At 58.3% G+C, this 19,281-nt stretch carries 13 protein-coding genes; 1 reads left to right on the top strand and 12 read right to left on the bottom strand.

All coding sequences use genetic code 11. From position 1 onward, the window contains the following. Positions 1 to 19: 19 nt before the first annotated feature. Positions 20 to 631, bottom strand: a complete 612-nt coding sequence (locus IFJ82_RS08190; RefSeq protein WP_062808843.1) for a nitroreductase family protein — start codon at positions 629 to 631, stop codon at positions 20 to 22. A 267-nt stretch (positions 632 to 898) separates the two neighbouring features. Here IFJ82_RS08190 and IFJ82_RS08185 point away from each other — a divergent pair, with 267 nt between their 5' ends. After that, entirely contained in the window at positions 899 to 1,717 is an 819-nt protein-coding gene (locus tag IFJ82_RS08185) for a creatininase family protein (RefSeq protein WP_192263706.1), read from the top strand. Between the two features lie 91 nt (positions 1,718 to 1,808). Here IFJ82_RS08185 and IFJ82_RS08180 read toward each other — a convergent pair whose 3' ends face one another. The 11 genes from IFJ82_RS08180 to glgB form a co-directional block, all read right to left on the bottom strand. Further along, positions 1,809 to 1,961 carry a hypothetical protein gene (locus IFJ82_RS08180; protein WP_155734111.1) on the bottom strand — a complete coding sequence of 51 codons (153 nt, stop codon included), beginning with the start codon at positions 1,959 to 1,961 and terminating at the stop codon, positions 1,809 to 1,811. A 207-nt stretch (positions 1,962 to 2,168) separates the two neighbouring features. Then, positions 2,169 to 3,992, bottom strand: a complete 1,824-nt coding sequence (locus IFJ82_RS08175) for a glycoside hydrolase family 15 protein (protein WP_003619957.1) — start codon at positions 3,990 to 3,992, stop codon at positions 2,169 to 2,171. A 10-nt stretch (positions 3,993 to 4,002) separates the two neighbouring features. Beyond that, entirely contained in the window at positions 4,003 to 5,697 is a 1,695-nt protein-coding gene (gene ybaL / locus IFJ82_RS08170; protein WP_192263701.1) for a YbaL family putative K(+) efflux transporter, read from the bottom strand. 42 nt (positions 5,698 to 5,739) lie between these two features. After that, positions 5,740 to 6,096 (bottom strand): hypothetical protein, encoded by a 357-nt coding sequence (locus tag IFJ82_RS08165; protein WP_225578589.1) that lies wholly within the window; start codon positions 6,094 to 6,096, stop codon positions 5,740 to 5,742. Positions 6,097 to 6,127: 31 nt separating this feature from the next. Next, entirely contained in the window at positions 6,128 to 6,655 is a 528-nt protein-coding gene (locus IFJ82_RS08160) for a DUF4142 domain-containing protein (protein ID WP_003619961.1), read from the bottom strand. Positions 6,656 to 6,851: 196 nt separating this feature from the next. Next, a complete protein-coding gene (locus IFJ82_RS08155; RefSeq protein ID WP_062808846.1) occupies positions 6,852 to 8,027 on the bottom strand; it encodes an acyltransferase family protein in 1,176 nt (391 codons plus the stop codon). A gap of 348 nt (positions 8,028 to 8,375) precedes the next feature. Then, positions 8,376 to 11,138 carry a malto-oligosyltrehalose synthase gene (gene treY, locus IFJ82_RS08150; RefSeq protein ID WP_192263695.1) on the bottom strand — a complete coding sequence of 921 codons (2,763 nt, stop codon included), beginning with the start codon at positions 11,136 to 11,138 and terminating at the stop codon, positions 8,376 to 8,378. Then, complete coding sequence (gene malQ / locus IFJ82_RS08145; protein ID WP_192263684.1) at positions 11,135 to 13,198, bottom strand: 4-alpha-glucanotransferase; 2,064 nt, start codon at positions 13,196 to 13,198, stop codon at positions 11,135 to 11,137. Before malQ ends, treY begins: the two co-directional genes overlap by 4 nt. After that, on the bottom strand, positions 13,191 to 14,975 hold the full coding sequence (gene treZ / locus IFJ82_RS08140; protein ID WP_192263682.1) for a malto-oligosyltrehalose trehalohydrolase: 1,785 nt from the start codon (positions 14,973 to 14,975) through the stop codon (positions 13,191 to 13,193). Before treZ ends, malQ begins: the two co-directional genes overlap by 8 nt. Then, the gene (glgX, locus tag IFJ82_RS08135) at positions 14,972 to 17,098 is read right to left on the bottom strand and encodes a glycogen debranching protein GlgX (protein WP_192263680.1); all 2,127 of its coding nucleotides are present in this window, start codon (positions 17,096 to 17,098) and stop codon (positions 14,972 to 14,974) included. The genes treZ and glgX overlap by 4 nt, the downstream gene beginning before the upstream one ends. Next, a complete protein-coding gene (gene glgB / locus IFJ82_RS08130; RefSeq protein ID WP_192263678.1) occupies positions 17,095 to 19,266 on the bottom strand; it encodes a 1,4-alpha-glucan branching enzyme in 2,172 nt (723 codons plus the stop codon). The genes glgX and glgB overlap by 4 nt, the downstream gene beginning before the upstream one ends. Positions 19,267 to 19,281: the final 15 nt, after the last annotated feature.

The following is a 19,281-nucleotide window of genomic DNA, read 5'->3' as shown; positions in this document are numbered from 1 at the left end:
CGTGTGTGCGCGTTCCCCTTCAGTCCACATCCTGCTGTTGGCCTGGGAACCGCCCGGAAAACGCGACATCGGCAAGAGGACGTCGGGAGGAGGGGACATTACGCGCACGCAGCCCTTCTGGCAGGCTCCCGGCATCGCCTGGGCGTCCGATGATGATGGCGGCATCAAGAGCATAATCTTCAGGCAATTCCAGCCCTGCACGCGCCAGATCATGATCAAAGCCGCTGATGGGATGGGCTGCCCACCCAGCCTTGTTCAGTTGCAGTTGCACCAGAACTGCCGCTGCACCGGTATCAAATGAATGGGTAGGGGCGGGCACAGGTTCCACCTGTCCGATATTCATGACCGTATGCGAAGCGACATAAACAACGGCGGAGGCATTTTGTGCCCATGAATGGTTGAACGGGATCAACCACGACAGGAAACGTTCCCAATCCGCAGTGTCACGCCGGGCATAGATAAAACGCCATGGCTGTGAATTATAGGCCGAAGGCGCCCAGCGTCCGGCATCAAGGAAGGACAGAAGTTCCGTTTCCTCAATCGGGGCCGGGGTAAAGGCATAGGGAGACCAGCGGTCAAGGATCAGGCGATCCACCGAGGTCTCGGAAGTGCGGGCGGGAGGTTGGGTCATGTGGGTTTACCTGCCATCGGTTATTATGAAAAATCGGGATATGTTACGCCACATGTTCCCGGCAAAGACAGACATGTGGACGGAAAAAGCGGGTATCAGGGACTGTCGCCCCGGCTTTTGCATATCCCCCAACATATGAAAAAGAATTCTTCCATTCAGGAATTCTCACGACATGCGGCATGATTGCACATCAGGGCGGATTGAAAAATATTTTCAAATTACTAAAATTTTTCGCGATATACATGCTCCCGAATTGGAATTTTCCGTATGAAACAGACCACAGAAAAACTATGCCTCTCCGAACTCACCGCGCAGGAAGCACGCACCGCACTTGCCGATAACCCCGTTATCATCCTGCCCCTTGGCAGCCATGAAGATCAGGGCCCGCACGCCCCCATGGGGGATTACCTGTGCGCGGATGCAATCGCACGCCGTGTGGCACTTGCCACGCGGGCACGTGGCATCGGAACCTACGTCGCGCCCGTCCTGCCTTATGGCGGGGCGGATTATTTCGGCAGCGTCATCGGCGGAATTGCACTGGGCCAGGCAACGTTACGTGCCGTCCTGACCGATATCATGTCATGCCTGCTGCGTAACGGGCTGACACGCATCATCATCTTCAACGGGCATGGCGGCAATGCACAGGCCGTGCATGATGTCACGCTGTCGATGCGACACACACATGGCGTGGTGATCCCAAGTGTCTATCTATGGGGCATCGCGGCAGATATGCTCCCCGAAGTAATGGGCAACCGCGATGTGGCGGAACGTTCCGCCGGGCACGGTGGCAACCCGTTATCCAGCGTGGCCATGGCGCTGTTTCCTGACCTGGTGCGTCCCGACCTTCTGCCGGCCCCTGCCACCCATCCACAGCAGTTCATGGGCTTGCCCGTCAATGGTTTCGCCACGGCACGGTTCGAGGGTTCCAGTATCCACTTTCCCCTTGAAATTGACGAAATCGCAACGCAGGGGGTCATGCAGGCCGACCCGCGCCTGTGTTCCCCAACCGCGGGGCGGGAACTGGTGGAGCGCCTGACCACCCTTGGCGTCAACCTTGTGTCACATCTCATGAAGGAGGAATGGTGATCCCCAAACCATTTCAACGGCTGGGGGAAATCCCCTCAGCCACACGACACTCCGCCCCATAAGAACTGGGCACCATGGATACGTGCTGCCTTCAGGAACGTAGGGAGTCCGCACCCTCCAGCAGGGCAAGTATCTCGTCCGGGGGCGGTTCATGCATGATAAAGTCAAAACATTCATGCAGTTCACGTCGTACCCAGTGAAACAGGGGCTGGTTTTCCGTCTGTGTATAGAGGGAAAATTTCATGACACTCATCATTCCCTCCCTTGAGCCATTGCCCATACAGCGTATGGCCTACCGAAAGGTTTCATACAGAACGCGCACAACCTGATCGCTTAAGAGGCAGCGCAACCACCTGCAAATTCGCTTCCAATGTTTTTTCACAAAACTGCGGCCATATATGCAGATTGAAAAACCCGATCCCTAATCATCCGGCAGATAGGCGCCCATAGCCTACTTTCTCCGGCGTCGCTGTCCACTGGCATCGATCACCCCACCTGCCAGCATATGGGCGGTATGGACAAGGGCAAAATGGCTGAAGGCCTGCGGAAAATTCCCAAGCTGCCGCCGCGCAACGGGGTCATATTCCTCAGCAAAAAGGCCAAGGTCATTGCCATAGGAGAGCAACCGTTCAAACAGGATGCGCGCCTCCTCCATGCGACGGGACATGATATAGGCATCACACAGCCAGAAACTACATGCAAGGAACGCGCCCTCCCGTCCCTCCAGCCCATCGGCCGTCACCCCTTCGGGCAGATAGCGATAGACCACATTGTTATGCAGCAGTTCCTTTTCGATCCGGGCAACCGTGCCCTGCACGCGCGGGTCATCTGCCGGCAGGAAACCCAGCAGCGGGATCTGCAACAAGGAGGCATCTACACGGTCCGCGCCATAATACTGCATGAAACTGTTACTGGCCACGTCGAACCCTTTTTCACAGATTTCGGCATGGATTTCCTCACGCGCCGCACGCCAGGCGTCAACCGGGCCTTCAAGCCCGAAATCCACAGCGCTGGCAATCGTGCGGTCAAACGCAAACCAGCACATCATCTTGGAATAAACAAAGTGCTGCTTCGGGCCACGTACCTCCCACAGGCTGGAATCCGGCTGACGCCACAGGACAAGCAGGCGGTCGGCGATCGAACGTTGCAACGGCCATACCGCGTCCATGTCCGCCAGCCCGTCACGTCGCGCCGCATCGAATGCACCCAGCAAAGAGCCATAGACATCAAGCTGGAGCTGTTCATGCGCCGCATTTCCGATGCGCACAGGACGGCTGTTTTCGTATCCCGCCAGATGGTCCAGCGTGGTTTCCGTCAACCTGCGCTCTCCATGCAGGCCATACATGACCTGCAACCCGTCTGGCGCGCCAGCGGTCGCGCGCATCAGCCACCATCGCCATGCGCTTGCTTCCTCCATATACCCCGATACCGTCAGCGCATGCAGCGTCCAGACCGCATCACGTAGCCAGCAATAACGATAATCCCAGTTACGCCCCCCACCGGGATCTTCGGGCAGGGAGGTCGTAGGGGCCGCAACAATCCCACCGGTCGGCTGATAGGTCAGCGCCTTGAGCGTCATGAGAGAGCGTCGCACAACCTCGGCATAAGGACCGTCATAGGTACACTGCGCCGCCCACAGCCGTCCCTGGGCCTCTGTATGGCGTAACAGGGCGTAAGGATCACGCGGCAGGGGCGGTATTTTGTGTGAGGGGAACCATTCCAGTGTCGTGGCCACACTTTGCCCCGCAACAATGGTAAATTCCGATGTGGTGGAAAAGTTGGTGTTGCTGAGGTCAACGCTACTGCTCAGGCGGATGGCATCCGGTCCGGCAAAGGCAAAGATCGCCCCCTCGCGCCGTTCCACCCAGGGAATCCATGCGCCATAATTGAAACGAAGGCGCAGTTCGGCGGAAAAATCGACCTGTCCTTCGACACCACGGATGATGCGGACAAGTTCATGAAGATCGCCATCAACGGGTGTCGGCATGAAATCAAGCACGACGGCACGCCCTGACACCGTCTGTATCGTGGTTTCAAGGATCATCGTATCAGGAACATAACGACGCGTGATATGTGCCGCCGGATCGGTGGCACGTACCGCCCACTCCCCATTTTCAGACGTACCGAGGAGAGAGGCGAAAATCGCCTCGGAATCAAAACGTGGCATGCACAGCCACTCGATAGTGCCGTTACGGTGGATCAGCGCGGCACTGTGGGTGGAACCGATCATGGCATAATCTTCGATCGGATGCGTGATGGTGGGAGTAGGGGACATGAAAAGGTCCTTACATGCTCGAAGGATCAACACGGCTGCCGGACGTGGCGCCATGGGTGACATAATCCAGCATCGCGCGTGCGATCTCGCGCTCCCCCATGATGACCAGACTGGCGCCATATTCCAAAAGATAGTTCGCAGCACTGTCAAAGTGCGCACGTGCAACGATATCGATTTCGGGGTTGAGGCCACGCGCCTGCTGGATGATCTCCCCCGCCTCGAACGCATCGGGAATGGCCACGATCAGGATACGGGCACGATCCAGCCCCACAAGCGGCAACAGCCCGGGGTCCGCCGCATTGCCCAGCATCACGTCGATCCCCCGCCCACGTAATGCCTTTACCTGCGTGTCCGCTTCCTCCACCACCAGCAACGGGACATCATGCGCACGCAGCCCTTCCGCCACGAGGGCACCGACCCGGCCACCCCCGATCAGGATGGCATGCCCCCGTAATCCTGCAACAGGGCTTTCACGTTCCGTGCCATCAGTGCGCAGGCGCGCCCGTCGGTCCAGCAGGTCGTTCATCCGGTTGATGACCGCAACAAGGACAGGGTTAAGCAGTATGGATATGATGGACGCACCAAGCACAAGGTCGCGCGCACGTTCGGCAAGCACCCCCGATTGCACCCCAAGGGCGGCAAGGATGAAAGAGAACTCTCCGATCTGTGCCAGTCCTGCACCGACCGACAGGGCTGTCCGCCATGGCTGGCGCAGGATACGCAGGATCACGACCGTCAGGGATGGCGTTGCCACCATGATGACCGCCAACGTACCCAGCAAGGGCAGGGGATAGCGAAACAGGATGACGGGATTGAACAGCATTCCCACCGAAATGAAGAACAGCACGGCAAAGGCATCGCGCAACGGCAGGGTTTCCGCCCCCGCATGCTGCGACAGCGGCGACTCACTCAACACCATGCCTGCAACGAACGCCCCCAGAGCAAAGGAAACGCCAAAGATTTCCGTCGCCGTCAGGGCAACACCCAGTGCAATTGCCAGCACGCACAGGCGAAACAGTTCCCGTGAACCGGTATGCGCGACATAATGCAGCATTATCGGGATCAGCCGTCGCCCGACCACCAGAATCAGGGCAATAAAAGCCACGACCTTGCCAATCGTCAGCCCGACCGCGATGATCAGTTGCCACGGACCGACCATGGCTGCATGCGGATCATGTTTCAGCAACGGCGCCATAACCGGCAAAAGCACCAGAACCATCACCGTCAGCAGGTCCTGGATCACCAGCCAGCCGATGGCGATATGCCCACGTTGCGTGTCCATCAGGCGATGTTCCTGCAACGTCCGCAGCAGCACGACCGTACTGGCGATGGCAAGGGTCATGCCGAAAACCACGCCACTTCCCCATGACCAGCCCAGCAGTCGTGCCAGGAACATGCCACATATTGTGGACATGACGACCTGCAACACGGCGCCAGGAACTGCGATGGCCCTGACGGAGACGAGGTCATTGACGGAAAAATGCAGCCCCACACCAAACATCAGCAGGATAACGCCAATTTCCGCCAATTGGGGCACAAGATCCTGATCCGCCACAAAACCAGGAGTGAACGGGCCAATGGCGATACCCGCCAGCAGATAACCGACAAGCACGGAACATCTGAGCCTGTTTGCGATCGTGCCGAGTACGAAGGCAAGACTGAGACCAATGACAAGGATCGTGACAAGGGGGCTTCCATGCGGCATGGCCTGCTGATCCCGTACAGCCGATGATATGACAAACAGTGTTTACGGTGGCGGGGCACCGCGTGCTTTAGGCAGCCCCATCCAGCCTGGATGACGTCGCTCGATCCATGCAAGGAGGCGCGCCATGACCCGACGTAGAAACGGAATATCCTCTGCCAGCAGGACAAGCCCGAGCGGCGTCATCCACAGACCAAAAACAGGCAATACCGCCAGAAACCCTGCCGGAACCAGCACGATACCAACCGGCACCCGCACCCACCGCGCGGACGGACGGCGCAACCTGTGTATCAGGCCCTGTATCCGCGCAGGAAGCCTGCGGACAAGCAACGCCATGCGACGTTCATAATCACGGGAAGAAAAGCCCGCAGGATGGTCTTGATCGGGCGCAGACTGGTCCATATGCTCGTTTTTCAGATATTCCACTCCCCCTTTATTGCGGCAGGGCGCGTGCCATTTCCAGATGGGATTTCAGGATTGGCAATGTTTTTACAGCCCAGCTTTTCAGTTTCATGTTATCCCCACTATCTGCATAACGCTGGAAAAAGGAAATCGCACTTTCATGTGCGCTGATCTGATCAGAGCGATAGCGTCCCACGAAATTATTACCGTGCAGTTTCCTGAGCCTGTCGAGCATCTCCTGATGCGAACTGTCGAGTGCAGTGGGAAGGTCAATCTGCAGATCGCCATTTTGCACCATTTCCTGCAATTGTCCCGATGTTGCCTGATGATCGGTGATCATACGCGATGCAAAGCCCTGCAACGACGCCGTATGCTCCTCCTGCGCAAGCTGGCTGGACTGGATTTCGAACTGGTCACTGATGGCCGCTTCCCTGAGAAAATCCGCAGTTGCGGGCGCCACGCCAAACACGGAATTCAGTCCCGTCTTTTCCGTCAATGACTGCGCCACGGCAGAAGACGAACATAATAATACAGCGAGAAGGAAGCAGACTTTTTTCATGGCACGATGCTCCTGTCATGCATGTAAAAAGTCTTTTTCGTGATAAAAGTTTTTATGCTCCTTCATATATCATGAATTTTACATTCGCCTTGCACGGGAATCCGCATGGAAATACCGCCTTTTGCTTTTGGCAAAAGGCGGTTGCGGAACCTGCCGTCCTGTATCATCCGGCGGTTTTCCAACCCACCTGGCTGTTTTATCCCACAAGTCCGGGTTTGAGGTACCTGCGTCGTGTCAACCAGTAGCCAGCCTTCATGCAGGGCGATTCCACCAGCCAGAAGCAGACCATTGCAACCACACAGCAGGTCGGCAGTGCAAGCATTCCCCATTCCCACAGGGACATATGATGCAGCAAGGTATAAGCCATGACCAGCAAGACCACCATATGGCTGAGATACAGGCTGTATGAAATATGACCCAGGCCCTGCATATGTGATTTCTGAAGATAAAGAGAGATTTTTTCATTATGCAGTGCGATGCAGATTACAGCGCATGATCCAACGATCGTACAGACGATCCATATAAGGTTTTTCATGATCCCGACGGCATTTTCCGGCCCGATGGTGGGCGTCCCCAGCAACAGGACCGCCAGTGGCAGGGCAATATTGCGAATAACTGGCCATGTGGAACCATAAAACCCCCGTATCTGCTCCCTGAACTGATAAAAAAGAATGCCCACCACGAAAAGTGGCAGGTATTCGAATGTAAACAAAATGCTGTGCATGAAAGTGGTAGGCGGGTTTTCCCCCAGGCGGTTCAGAAAAATGCTAGAGAAAAAATACGCAGCCACAACACCGGTCAGTGTCTCACTCCTGTATTTTTCCATAAGGATAAACAGGATTGGAAATATCAGGGATACCCGCATTTCGATAATAAGGGACCAGATCGGGCTATCGAGGCTGACCAACGGCACCGTGCCGATCATCATGAGATGGCCCATGATCACCTGTTCTGTGGGATAAACGGACCATGGCTCGTTTGCAAACCACTGGCTAACCCCATGCAGTGGCGCCGTTTTGACAAGAGGCAGGAGAGAGGCGCTGAAAAGGATGACGACGACAAAAGGCAGGTAGATCCGAAATATCCGCCTTATGACAAAACGCCCATAGGACGCCATTCTCTGTCGTGCCACAGACAGGGACAGCACATATCCACTCAGTACAAAAAACAGCCCCACAGCACCTGATCCTGATACCAGAAGGCGCAGGGGGGTGAAATGGAAAAGGATTTCGGGGGTAATGGATATCCCCGCCATATGCGTAATATACGCATGTGATTTCCATTCATCTGGAATAATCAACCAGAAATGGAAAAACATGACAATCAGCGCGGCAATGCCACGCACGGCATCAAGTTCTGTTTCGCGACGCACGACTGCCCCCCATCAATGTCGGGTTGAACCAAAACGGTCCTGATCTTGTCGAGAGATGCGCCACAAGCCGCCCCGCATCCATCAGGAAACAGGTGTCATGTGGACGTTACCGTAAGATATTTTGACATAAATCCAATCTGGCGCGCCGGCATTGGGGCGTCTGCCATAAAATTAACATAATTTGAACGTCGGCTGAAATCCAGCTTATTTCAGGACCGGACAGGAACCGGCCCGAACACTTTTATTTTTGAAGAAAATAAATACAGGCCGGAAACTTTACTGTATCTGGCTTTTTGTTCTGATATCAAATCATTTAATGCGTATTATCAATATCTTCCGGGTCTTACCTTACGAAAAACCGCCCTGCGCCTGAACAAGGCATTCAACAGGGATGCCATCTTGCAGGAATGACAGTGAAAGACGCGCATCCTGCGGATATGTCCTGTTTTCATGCAGAATACTGCGCCATTCCCCATTCCCGGAGACAGGGAGAGAAAGATAGGTCTGTCCCAGCGTCGGGGCATCAAGGCTCAGGTCGTGCGGGGAGGGGACAAGCCCCCAGACGCAACGCACCACAACCACAAGCAGCACATTCCCTCCCTCGCGGCGCAGGAATGCGATGACATGCTGTTCAGCAGGCCCTGACACCTCCACCGGTTCATAAGTGCCTTTCGAAAACATAAGGGGATATCGTGCACGAAACGCCAGCAAACGCTGTATCAGATGCATCTTCACCCCTCCCGTCCGCCATTGCGCGGCCTGCCTGCGCAGGGACGTATCATGCTGTATCAGCGTTTGGCGCAATGTGAAGTCCACAGGCCGCCGATTGTCGGGATCTACCAGTGAAAAATCCCATAACTCCGTTCCCTGATACAGGTCCGGCACACCGGGCAGCGTCAGGCGCAGCACGACCTGTGTTATGGAATTCACCGCTGCGGCTGGCGCAATGCGCGCCACGATTGCATCCATCTCTGCGATGAATGCACCAAAAACATGCGGGTCAAGCAGCCGTCCCACGAATTCCCGACAGCCCCTTTCATATTCTGCATCAGGATCGATCCAGTTGGTATGACGCTTTGCTTCACGCAATGCCTTGACTTGCCATGCGACGATCCGGTCGTGAAACACCTGCCGCGCCTCTGCATCCGGCCATGGCTCCAGTGGCCAGGCGCCGAGCATCGACTGATACAGGATCATTTCATCCGCACGGTCGGGTATCATGCGCCGCTGACGCAGATGCGCATTACCGATGATCCAGCGATTGACCAGATCACGCCAGTGCGGTGCAACCTCGCTCAGGACTGCAAGACGCATGCGCGCATCCTCACCGCGTTTATGGTCGTGCGTCGCAGTGGCCAGCAAGGTGGCGGGATATGCCTTGTACCGATGCAGGTTATCCTTATGAAACTGTGCGCAGGACAGGGAAATACGCCCAGGATCGGACCCGACCTCGTTACGCGACAGCAGACGTCCATATCGATAGAAGGACGTGTCTTCCACGGCCTTTGCAGCAAGGGGAGCCGTCAGGTGTTCAAACTGCTGCTGCGCCACGCGAATGGAACCATCGCGCGGGCCTGCCTGACCCAGCGTGTCGACAATCCAATCGAGCATTTCATGACATGAAGGCAACAGGTGCCTGCGCGCCTCACGCACTGCGCCCCTCAGGACGATATGGTCGGCCTGAGGCCCACCAGACCCATCATCGGAAAAATACGTGCGATAGGAATGAAATTCCACTAGCAAGGCCTGAAGGACCATTCCAATCCGGCCCATACTGTAATCACGGGTATCAACATTGCATTGCGCAATGTGGCCCAGGTGCGTCCGCAGACGTGACAGCTCAGCGGCAAACGCGTCATTAAGCACCTGAACACGCGCTTTTCGTTGCGTGGTGGCGAATGTCGGGTCTTCAATGGCATGGTCACGCCACAATCCGTCAAGGGTCGCGGTTCCTGCGGGATCATGCAGCACGGCGGACACCTGATCCATGAAATCATATCCGGTCGTTCCATCCACCTGCCACGATGCGGGCAGGTGTTCACGGTCATGAAGGATCTTCTCCACATGAATGGAAAGAGATTGCGGCGCCATGGCAGGCCGCAGGTGTTGCACGGCCATCAGCCGCTGCCGAAGGCGCCGGCAATAGGATCGGGGCTGCGTCAGGCCATCCACATGGTCCACCCGCACCCCATCAATCAGGCCGTCCGCATACAGGGCGACAATATGGCCATGCACGGCATCGAACACATCATCATGTTCGACAGACAACGCAGCGAGACCGGTAATATCAAAAAATCGCCGCCAGTTGATAAGGTCAGGCGTCGTACGCCACCAAGCAAGCCGGTATGCCTGCCGCACCAGCAGGTCATGCAGGCCCGATCGCCCGCAGGCTGTAACCGTATCATGCTGTTCCATAACCCGCGCGATCGCGGCCCGCCCATCCGGCGTCTTTCCCCATTGTGCCAGCCGGGACAGCGCAGGGGCATCCGTCATGCACGCCCCACGCAGGGGCGCCAGTTCCCCAAGGGCATCGCACAACGCATGCGGGGCGCCCGCACTGTCCAGCAGGGCAGCATAATGGCGCGGACAGACAGGAAAACGATGATCATGATGATGGATGAAAAACATCCCCGTTTCCGCCTCATACACAAGGCGCAGCACGCCATCACGCAGCGCCGTGCCATAAGGACGGTCCAGAAAGGGGGCGAGGATACGCCCATGCAGCCATGGGGCGAAGGCGTCCCAGTCCACGTCGAAATAATGCGCGTACTGACTGGCCCGGCCCCATGCCAGCAAATCTTCCCACCATCGGTTGCCTGTACCACCAACCGCCATGTGATTAGGCACGATATCGACAATCAGCCCCATCGCATATTCACGCAGGCGCATAACAAGGCGGCACAGCGCATCACGCCCCCCCAATTCGGGATTTACCCGCCCGTAATCAAGTGTGTCATACCCATGGGATGATCCTGGTCGCGCCATGAGGATGGGCGAGGCATAGACATGGCTGATCCCCAGCCTTGAAAAATAGGGAACCTGTGCTGCTGCATCATCGAGTGTAAATCCCGCATGCAACTGCACCCTGACGGTTGCGCGCAGTTCGTTCATATGACATCGCGTCCCTTGCGCAGCAGGGCCAGCCGGTGGGAAACGTCCGGACGTGACAGAAGAGGATGTGTGGAGGGGGGATACCGGCGGCGCCAGTTGGGGTGGCCATCGACCGTGCCGGGCAGGTTTGGCTGCTCCACCAGGCCCAACGCATCCTCCAGCGGCAGGATCGCCAGTTCCGCTGCCGATGTCCCGATAAAATGCGCGGCTGCATCCACCACCAGCGATGCCCCTTCAGGCGTCACGGGTGGTAACGGGAAATGTCCCATCCCCCGTGCCGCGATCAGGGCGGACCATAGGGCCTTTCGGTCCGTCTGGCGCTGTGTCCGTATCGTGGTGCGTTGACACTGGCGTGGAGCGGCCTGCTGCAGGCGCTCACGCCAGTCAAGGTCGGTTCCCAGCCACCACCCAGCCACAGTGGGCAGGTCATGGGTGGAGGTCATGGCAACTGAACCCGCCGTCCATTCACATGGGGGAATGAATGCGCCATCCACATCGCGCTGGAACCACAACACGCTCATCCCCATGATGGCATGCCGCCGCGCGTCACGGCGAAAGGAAGGGGCGACCGTGCCGAGGTCCTCGCCCACCACCACGGCATCATGCCGCATGGATTCCAGCGCGATCAGGCGCATAAGATCCCCCCCCGGAAAGGCGAGATAGGCCCCGTCCATCGGGCTTCCTCCTTCGGGAATGATCCACAGCCGCTGCAAGCCCATGACATGGTCGATCCGCAGCCCCCCGCCATGGGAAAATCCCGCACGCAATGTCTGGATAAACGCATCATAACCATGATGCCGCAGGCCTATGGGTGAAAAGCTGGTCAGGCCCCAGTTCTGCCCGGAGGGGCTGAGCATATCGGGGGGGGCACCGATCGACAGGCCCGTCAGGAACTGCTCATGCTGCGCCCAGCACTGGCTGCCACCCGGATCGACGCCGACGGCCATGTCCATGATGAGGCCGATCTTCATACCTGCGCCACGCGCACCTTCGCACGCACGGCGCAGGCTGGTGGCCGCCATCCACTGTAAAAATCCATGGAATGCAACATCCACGGCATGAAGCCGTGCGAAGTTACGTACCTCTTCGCTGTCGGGACAACGCAGGGCGGGTGGCCACATGCGCCAGTTGCCCCCATGCGGCCCCTTGCGGGTTTCCTGCGCATGTAATGCTTCGAATATGGCATGGTGTCGCAGGGCCTCTCCCCCTGCTGTTATAAATTCGGTCATGGCGGCGGGGGGGGCCGGTGCAATCATACGATCATACAGCCAACGGAACAGGCGAAGCCGGGCCTGTGCTGCCAGTGGCCAGTCAATCAGTACCGCGTCCTGCAGATGCGACAGCTGATCGACCGTATCCTTTTGCGCATGCATGGCCATGGTGATGTCATGGGCACAAAAGATACATAGCGGGTCCGCCAGAAGGACATTAAGGAACAGGCGGCTGGAGGGGGAATAGGGGCTGTATTGTCCCGATGTGGCGGCAAACATCGCATGGACCGGACTTAGCGCCAGTGCATCCGCACCCTGTGCCGCCGCCTGCCGTGCAAGTGATTCCACCGCGCCGAAATTACCAATCCCACCGTCACGCGGCATACGCAGGCCATAGACCTGCGCCGCCACCCCCCACAGGCGCGGATCGGGGCGTCCCGCCCGCATCGCCACACTGCAACAGCGCGCGGGCGCCACGGCCAGTGTCGTCATGGCATCACGCAGATACAGCCGATGGTAGCCGGGCAATGTCACGGCAGGCAATGTGCAGCTCTTTTCATCACGCGGATGGAGAAAACCTTCGACACTGCCGCCATTTTCCAGCTCCAGCCGGAAGCCGCCCGTGCCACGGAGCACCGCCAGGGGCAGGGGGGTGGGACGATCGACCTCCGTTACCACCAGGGACGGAAGAAGCGGGGCGTCACACAGGGCGGCTTCCTCCTTTTGCAGGACACGCAGGAGGTGACGCAGGCTGTCATCACCCACGTGATGCATCCGCCCCGACGCATCACGCCAACGACGGCTCAGCCCAAGGGCACGGGCACGCCCGCAGAGCGTACGCTCATCCATGGCCGTCCCCCGTCATGAAGACCATGACACCATAGCCCGACAGCACCACGGGTGTACCTTTCCCCCTATCGGGAGGGGGATGGGCATAGACCAGCCTGTCGGCGCAGGGCGGCATGTCGGCCTGCGCGTGGGGACCAAGATTGAGCATGATTGTCAGGACCGCGCCGTCGTTCATGCGCCATCGCGCAATGACCGCGGCCTGCCCGATCGCCCGGGCATCAAGCGCATGCGCATCCCGCAGGCGTGGGACAATCCACTTCGCCCGTAGTGCAAGCAGATGTGTGATCAGGTTGATCCGGTCCTGCGCGCGCGCCGATTGACGGTCGGATTTTGGCAGGCAACTGGCCTCGAACGTTGCGGGATCGTTGGGATCGGGAATGGTTTCGCGCACGGCGGGATCGGAAAAATGCGAAAATGCCGCCAGTTCCGCGCGCCGCCCGTCACGCACAATCCGGCCAAGTGCTGCGTTATGGCTGGTAAAAAACAGAAAGGGACGGGTGCTGCCCCATTCTTCCCCCATGAACAGCATCGGGATCTGTGGCGACAGAAGCAGCAGCGCATACGCTGCCAGCAGGGCACGGGGGTCTGCCAGGCGGTCCAGCCGCTCCCCAAAGGCACGATTCCCGATCTGGTCATGATTTTGCAGGAATAAAATGAAACTTGTGGCTGGCAGGTCGCCACTCGGGCTGCCTCGTGGCTGGCCAGTTACGGGTTCGACCTGTCCATGGAATACAAACCCGTCGCGCAACACCATGGCCAGTTCACATGCCGTTCCGGCCTGAAAATTCCCGTAATACCCTTCATGTTCCCCAGTCAGCAGGACATGAAGAACATTGTGGCCGTCATCATTCCACTGCGCATCAAAGCCACGCCGCAACAGATCGGCATCATTATTTCGGTTTTCGAGCATCAGATGCACCCGCCGCCCCGGCTCTACACATGCGCGCACATGCACCAGCAATTCGACAAGCCAGTCCCGTTCCGGGATCGCATCCACCGCATCCAGACGCAACCCGTCGAAACGATATTCCATCAGCCAATATAACGCATTATCCAAGAAATATGTCCGCACCTGCGGTATGCGAAAATCAATCGCGGCCCCCCATGCGGTATGCGATCCGGCACGAAACATCGGCGCGGCATATTGGGCAAGGTAATTCCCGTCGGGGCCAAAATGGTTATAAACAACATCCAGAAAAACCATCAGCCCGATACGATGCGCGGTATCAACCAGCATCTTCAGGTCATCCACAGTCCCATAGGAGGACTCCGGCGCATAGGGCAATACCCCGTCATATCCCCAATTCCGGCCGCCCGGAAACTCCGACAATGGCATAAGTTCGATGGCCGTAATGCCCAGCGCCGCAATCCGTGGCAGATCATCGCACAAGGCACGAAACCCACCTGCAATACCGACATGAACTTCGTATATGACAGCCTGTTCCCAGTTGCGCCCATTCCATTGTGTACTGCGCCATTCAAAGGCGCGCGGATCGACCACCATACTGGGTCCATGCACATCGTCGGGTTGCGCCCGCGATGCGGGATCGGGCACGATCAGATCAGGACCAACACGATAACGGTACCGCGCCCCGGCCCCCACCGGGGCGATACATTCGAAATACCCCCCGGCCGCCACATGCATCGGCAGATCGGGATACCCCTCCAGCAGGAGGGAAACCTCGGTACAGGTGGGCGCCCACAGGCGGAACAGTGTCCGTGACGGGTCCAGCAACGTAGCCCCCATCGTGCAACGATAGGCATGGCGTTCGCTCATGATAGCCTCTCTTTTGCAACGCTACGCGGCGTAAAGGACATGAACTGGACCGAAGATGCCGCGACCCTGAAGGTTCGGGAAACGGCCATCCCCATGCCCGGCCCAAACGGGTCGGCGCTGTCAAGCAGCAACAGCCAGTCACCTTCGGGTTCGGGCAATGTACAGATGGCTTCCTGCAACCCGGGATTGAGCACAAGGAACGTAATATCCGTCGCATCCCCCGGACAGCGACATGCGCGACGCAGGCCCAGAATACGATCGTTTGGGTCGTTCCACTTTTCCGGTGTCATAGCCGTCCCATCAGCGGCATGCCACGAAATATCCGTGATATCGGGGGAAGGGCAGTGCCGGGCATGCCAGAACGTATCTCCCCGCACCGAGGGATGCGCGCGACGCAGGGCCGTCAGCCTTGCGACATAGGCGCGCATCTCATGCCCCTGCGGATGGTCCAGAAGGGACCAGTCCAGCCAGCTTGTCGCGTTATCCTGACAATAGGCATTGTTATTACCCTGCTGCGTCTGCCCGATTTCATCACCCGCCAGCAGCATGGGCGTACCCTGCGCCAGCAGCAGCGTCGCCAGCATGCCACGGCGCACCAGGGTACGGACATGCATGATGGCGGGATCGGTGGTCGGCCCCTCCATCCCCCAATTCGCACTCAGGTTATCAGCATGGCCGTCTTGCCCATTTTCGCCGTTCGCCTCATTATGCCGTGCGCAATAGCTGACCTGGTCCATCAGGGTGAAACCGTCATGCGCAGTGATGAAATTGATGGAAGCGTAGGGGCGTCGGCCACTACGGTCGAACAGATCCCCCGATCCCGACAGACGCACGGCCATGTCCCCACGTTGCAATGCATCACCGCGCCAAAAGCGCCGTGTCGTGTCGCGAAAACGGTTATTCCATTCCGAAAAACCGGGCGGGAAATTGCCAAGCTGGTACCCACCCGGCCCCGGGTCCCACGGTTCCATAATCAGCTTGAGCCGTGAAAGCACCGGGTCCTGTCGCAGGGCATCGAAAAAGCCCGCCCAAGGATCAAAGCCATAGGATTCACGCGCCAGCGTCGTACCAAGGTCAAAGCGAAACCCGTCGACATGGAACTCCGTCGCCCAGTAGCGCAGGGAATCCATGACCATCTGCAAGACGCGCGGATGCGACAGGTTCAGTGTATTCCCACATCCGGTGTCATTGATGAAATGCCGTTCGTCAGAGGGGACGAGCCTATAATAAGTCGCGTTGTCCAGCCCACGCCACGACAGCGTCGGACCAAGTTCGTTTCCCTCGCAGGTATGATTGTACACCACATCAAGGATAACCTCGATCCCAGCGGCATGCAGGCGACGGATGGCGCCCCGCATTTCATGCAGCGACCCGTCGGACAGGTACGCCGCATGCGGGGCGAAAAATCCCAGCGTACTGTACCCCCAGTAATTCGTAAGGCCCCGTTCCAACAGGAACCGGTCGCGCGCGAATGCCTGCACCGGCATGAACTCAAGCGAAGTCACACCAAGTTTCGTCAGATATTCAAGGGTGCGCGGATGTGACAGGGCACGAAACGTACCACGTTCGGCCACCGGCACGTCCTCACGCAGGATGGACATACCGCGCACATGGGCCTCCATAATGACCGCCTGTCCCCACGGCACGTCCGGCAGGTGGTCATCACCCCATGCGCAGGCCTCTCCACCCACGACACATTTGGGCATTGCCTGTCCACTATCGCGCCGATCGAACGACAGATCACCACGCGATGCGCCGATACGATATCCAAACAATGCATCCGACCACACCAACGCACCATGCAAACCACGCGCATAGGGATCAAGCAACAGCTTGTGCGGGTTGAATCGGTGTCCGCGCATCGGGTCATAAGGACCAAAGGCACGAAACCCATAGAGCAGGCCGGGGCGGGCGTCAGGCAGGTAGCCATGCCAGACTTCATCGGTGAATTCAGGCAGGCACATCCGCGCCACTTCCCTGCGTCCCACCTTATCGAAGATACACAGGTCGATACGCTGCGCATGTGCGGAAAATACGGCGAAATTAACCCCCAGCCCATCCCATGTCGCCCCCAGCGGATAGGGCCTGCCCGCATGCAGGGTGGTTGGCCAGGGCGTCGTCATGACGCCACCCGCGCCATGCAGAGATACAGCACCCCAAGCGGCGGCAGCGTCAGCACACAGGCCTCGGCATATCCATGGATTACATATGGATGGCTGTGGACGCCGCCGCCATTCCCGACACCCGATCCACCATATTCGCGTGCGTCGCTATTGAAGAGTTCATGCCAGTATCCACCATGGGGCACACCGACATGATAGTCGTGGCGCACCGATGGCGTCATGTTGCATACAATCAGAACAGGCGCGCTTTCCCCATCATCGCGTATCCATGCAAAGACATTGTTGGCCGTGTCATCGGCGATGACCCAGGCAAAGCTGGCAGGGACGCACTCTCTACGATGCAGGGCGGGACAGGCACGATAGAGGTGATTGATATCCGCCACCATCCGCTGCGTTCCCACCGCAAAAGGCAGGCAGGCCGCATCCCACGCCAGTTGCCCATCCGGGTTCCAAGGGATTTCCTGCGCGAATTCCTGTCCCATGAACACAAGCTTCCTGCCCGGCCATGCCCACAGGAAAGACAGATATATGCGCCACGCCGCATGCCGGCGCCACGCATCCCCCGGCAACTGCGAAAACAGCGAAGGCACATCCCCCGCATTACCCGCATCTGCAGGACGCAGGATGTATTTCCCGGAAAACGCCTGCGCCGACGCCGCAATGATGTCCAAATGCCGCGCCCCCCGCCACAGCGCTTCCTGCGCCAGATAGGCACCCACCCTGCATGGGACGGCAGTGCACGATTGCAGCGAAAAACCCCATCCACCACGTGACACCGGCACCGTGGCATCAGGACCTGTCGACCCGCCGGATGCAATGACCAGCGCACCGGGCACCCGCTGCGCAATGACTTCGTTCAGTTCACGCAGGAAACTGATGATTTCGTCATGACGTTCCCCCGCACAGCCACGCATATCCACGCGCAGACCATCGACATGACAATGTTCCAGCCACATCAGGGCGCTTGAAATCAGGAAACCGCGCACCTCCGCACGATGAAGGTTGTAAAACAGGGGAGGGCCCTCCAGCACGGACCGCTCATGCGGGTGGGGATGCGGATGTTCATACAGCGCCGTGCCGTCAAAACAGGCAATGCCGTGCAGGTCCGGCGGCAACCGGTCGGGTATCCAGTCCATGATCACACCAAGCCCCGCACGATGACAGGCATCGACAAGCCGGCAGAACCCCTCTGGCGGGCCATGCCGGGCCGAAGGGCGGAACAGGCCAAGCGGCGCGCATTCCCACACCCCACCTGAAAGCAGTTCCATGACCGGCAGGAAACCGACATGCGTAAACCCGCCCGCCTGGACATAGGGGACAAGTTCGGATGCAAGTGCATCCCACGACATGGTCAGCGCCGGGTCCCCTTTTGGCCGACGCCATGACGCGGCATGCACTTCGTATATCGTTATTGGGGCATCATCGGCCTGCAGGCGTGCGCGGTCGCACATCCATGTCGCATCCGTCCAGATGGGAGGAGCCGACGATGCAATGACCGATGCGGTCGCAGGCGGTATTTCCGCATCCCGTGCAAACGGGTCTGCCTTATGCGGGACAATCCGCCCCTCCTGGTCAAGGATTTCGTATTTATAACGTTCACCGGCCCCGATACCGGGGATGAAAATTTCCCATATCCCCGCCTCATGACGCAGCCGCATCGGGTGGCGTCCGCCGTCCCATATATTGAAATCCCCAATGACCGAAACACGCCGCGCATGGGGTGCCCATACCGCAAAACGCACACCGGCCACCGTATCGACCTGAAGGGGATGCGCCCCCATGATCCGTTCCAACCCGGCGGCATGGCCATTGCGGAACAGTTCAAGTTCGCGTTCATTAAGCAGCGGAGGAAAAGAATAGGGATCCTCCGTTTCCTCCACCCCATCGGCCCATATGATCTTAAGGCGATAGGAAATACCGGCGGGGATGTACCCGATATACAGGCCCGTATCCCCAATCCGGCGCATCGCACGTTCGCCCCATCCCCCCTGCGGACGACCAATCAGCAGGCGTACACGTCGTGCATCGCGGCAAAAGACACGCACGATATCAACGCCACCGGCATTATGGCGGCCCAGGATGGAAAATGGGGTGCCGCATGTACCCTCCAGCAGCGCATCCGTTCCATCCGGCAGGGCATAAAGGATCTTGTCATCTAATCTGGGCATTGCTCGACCATCCCC

Origin of the sequence: Novacetimonas hansenii (genome assembly GCF_014843995.1) — a bacterium.
Lineage (GTDB): Bacteria > Pseudomonadota > Alphaproteobacteria > Acetobacterales > Acetobacteraceae > Novacetimonas > Novacetimonas hansenii.
This window is presented reverse-complemented; position numbering and strand designations above follow the sequence as displayed.

Coding starts and splice junctions, on each gene's coding strand:
- ybaL (WP_192263701.1), bottom strand. CDS start 5,697: ATGCCGCATGGAAGCCCCCTTGTCACGATCCTTGTCATTGGTCTCAGT.
- malQ (WP_192263684.1), bottom strand. CDS start 13,198: ATGGATGAGCGTACGCTCTGCGGGCGTGCCCGTGCCCTTGGGCTGAGC.
- IFJ82_RS08175 (WP_003619957.1), bottom strand. CDS start 3,992: ATGTCCCCTACTCCCACCATCACGCATCCGATCGAAGATTATGCCATG.
- IFJ82_RS08190 (WP_062808843.1), bottom strand. CDS start 631: ATGACCCAACCTCCCGCCCGCACTTCCGAGACCTCGGTGGATCGCCTG.
- IFJ82_RS08165 (WP_225578589.1), bottom strand. CDS start 6,096: ATGGACCAGTCTGCGCCCGATCAAGACCATCCTGCGGGCTTTTCTTCC.
- treY (WP_192263695.1), bottom strand. CDS start 11,138: ATGAACGAACTGCGCGCAACCGTCAGGGTGCAGTTGCATGCGGGATTT.
- IFJ82_RS08185 (WP_192263706.1), top strand. CDS start 899: ATGAAACAGACCACAGAAAAACTATGCCTCTCCGAACTCACCGCGCAG.
- glgB (WP_192263678.1), bottom strand. CDS start 19,266: ATGCCCAGATTAGATGACAAGATCCTTTATGCCCTGCCGGATGGAACG.
- glgX (WP_192263680.1), bottom strand. CDS start 17,098: ATGACGACGCCCTGGCCAACCACCCTGCATGCGGGCAGGCCCTATCCG.
- IFJ82_RS08180 (WP_155734111.1), bottom strand. CDS start 1,961: ATGAAATTTTCCCTCTATACACAGACGGAAAACCAGCCCCTGTTTCAC.
- treZ (WP_192263682.1), bottom strand. CDS start 14,975: ATGAGCGAACGCCATGCCTATCGTTGCACGATGGGGGCTACGTTGCTG.
- IFJ82_RS08160 (WP_003619961.1), bottom strand. CDS start 6,655: ATGAAAAAAGTCTGCTTCCTTCTCGCTGTATTATTATGTTCGTCTTCT.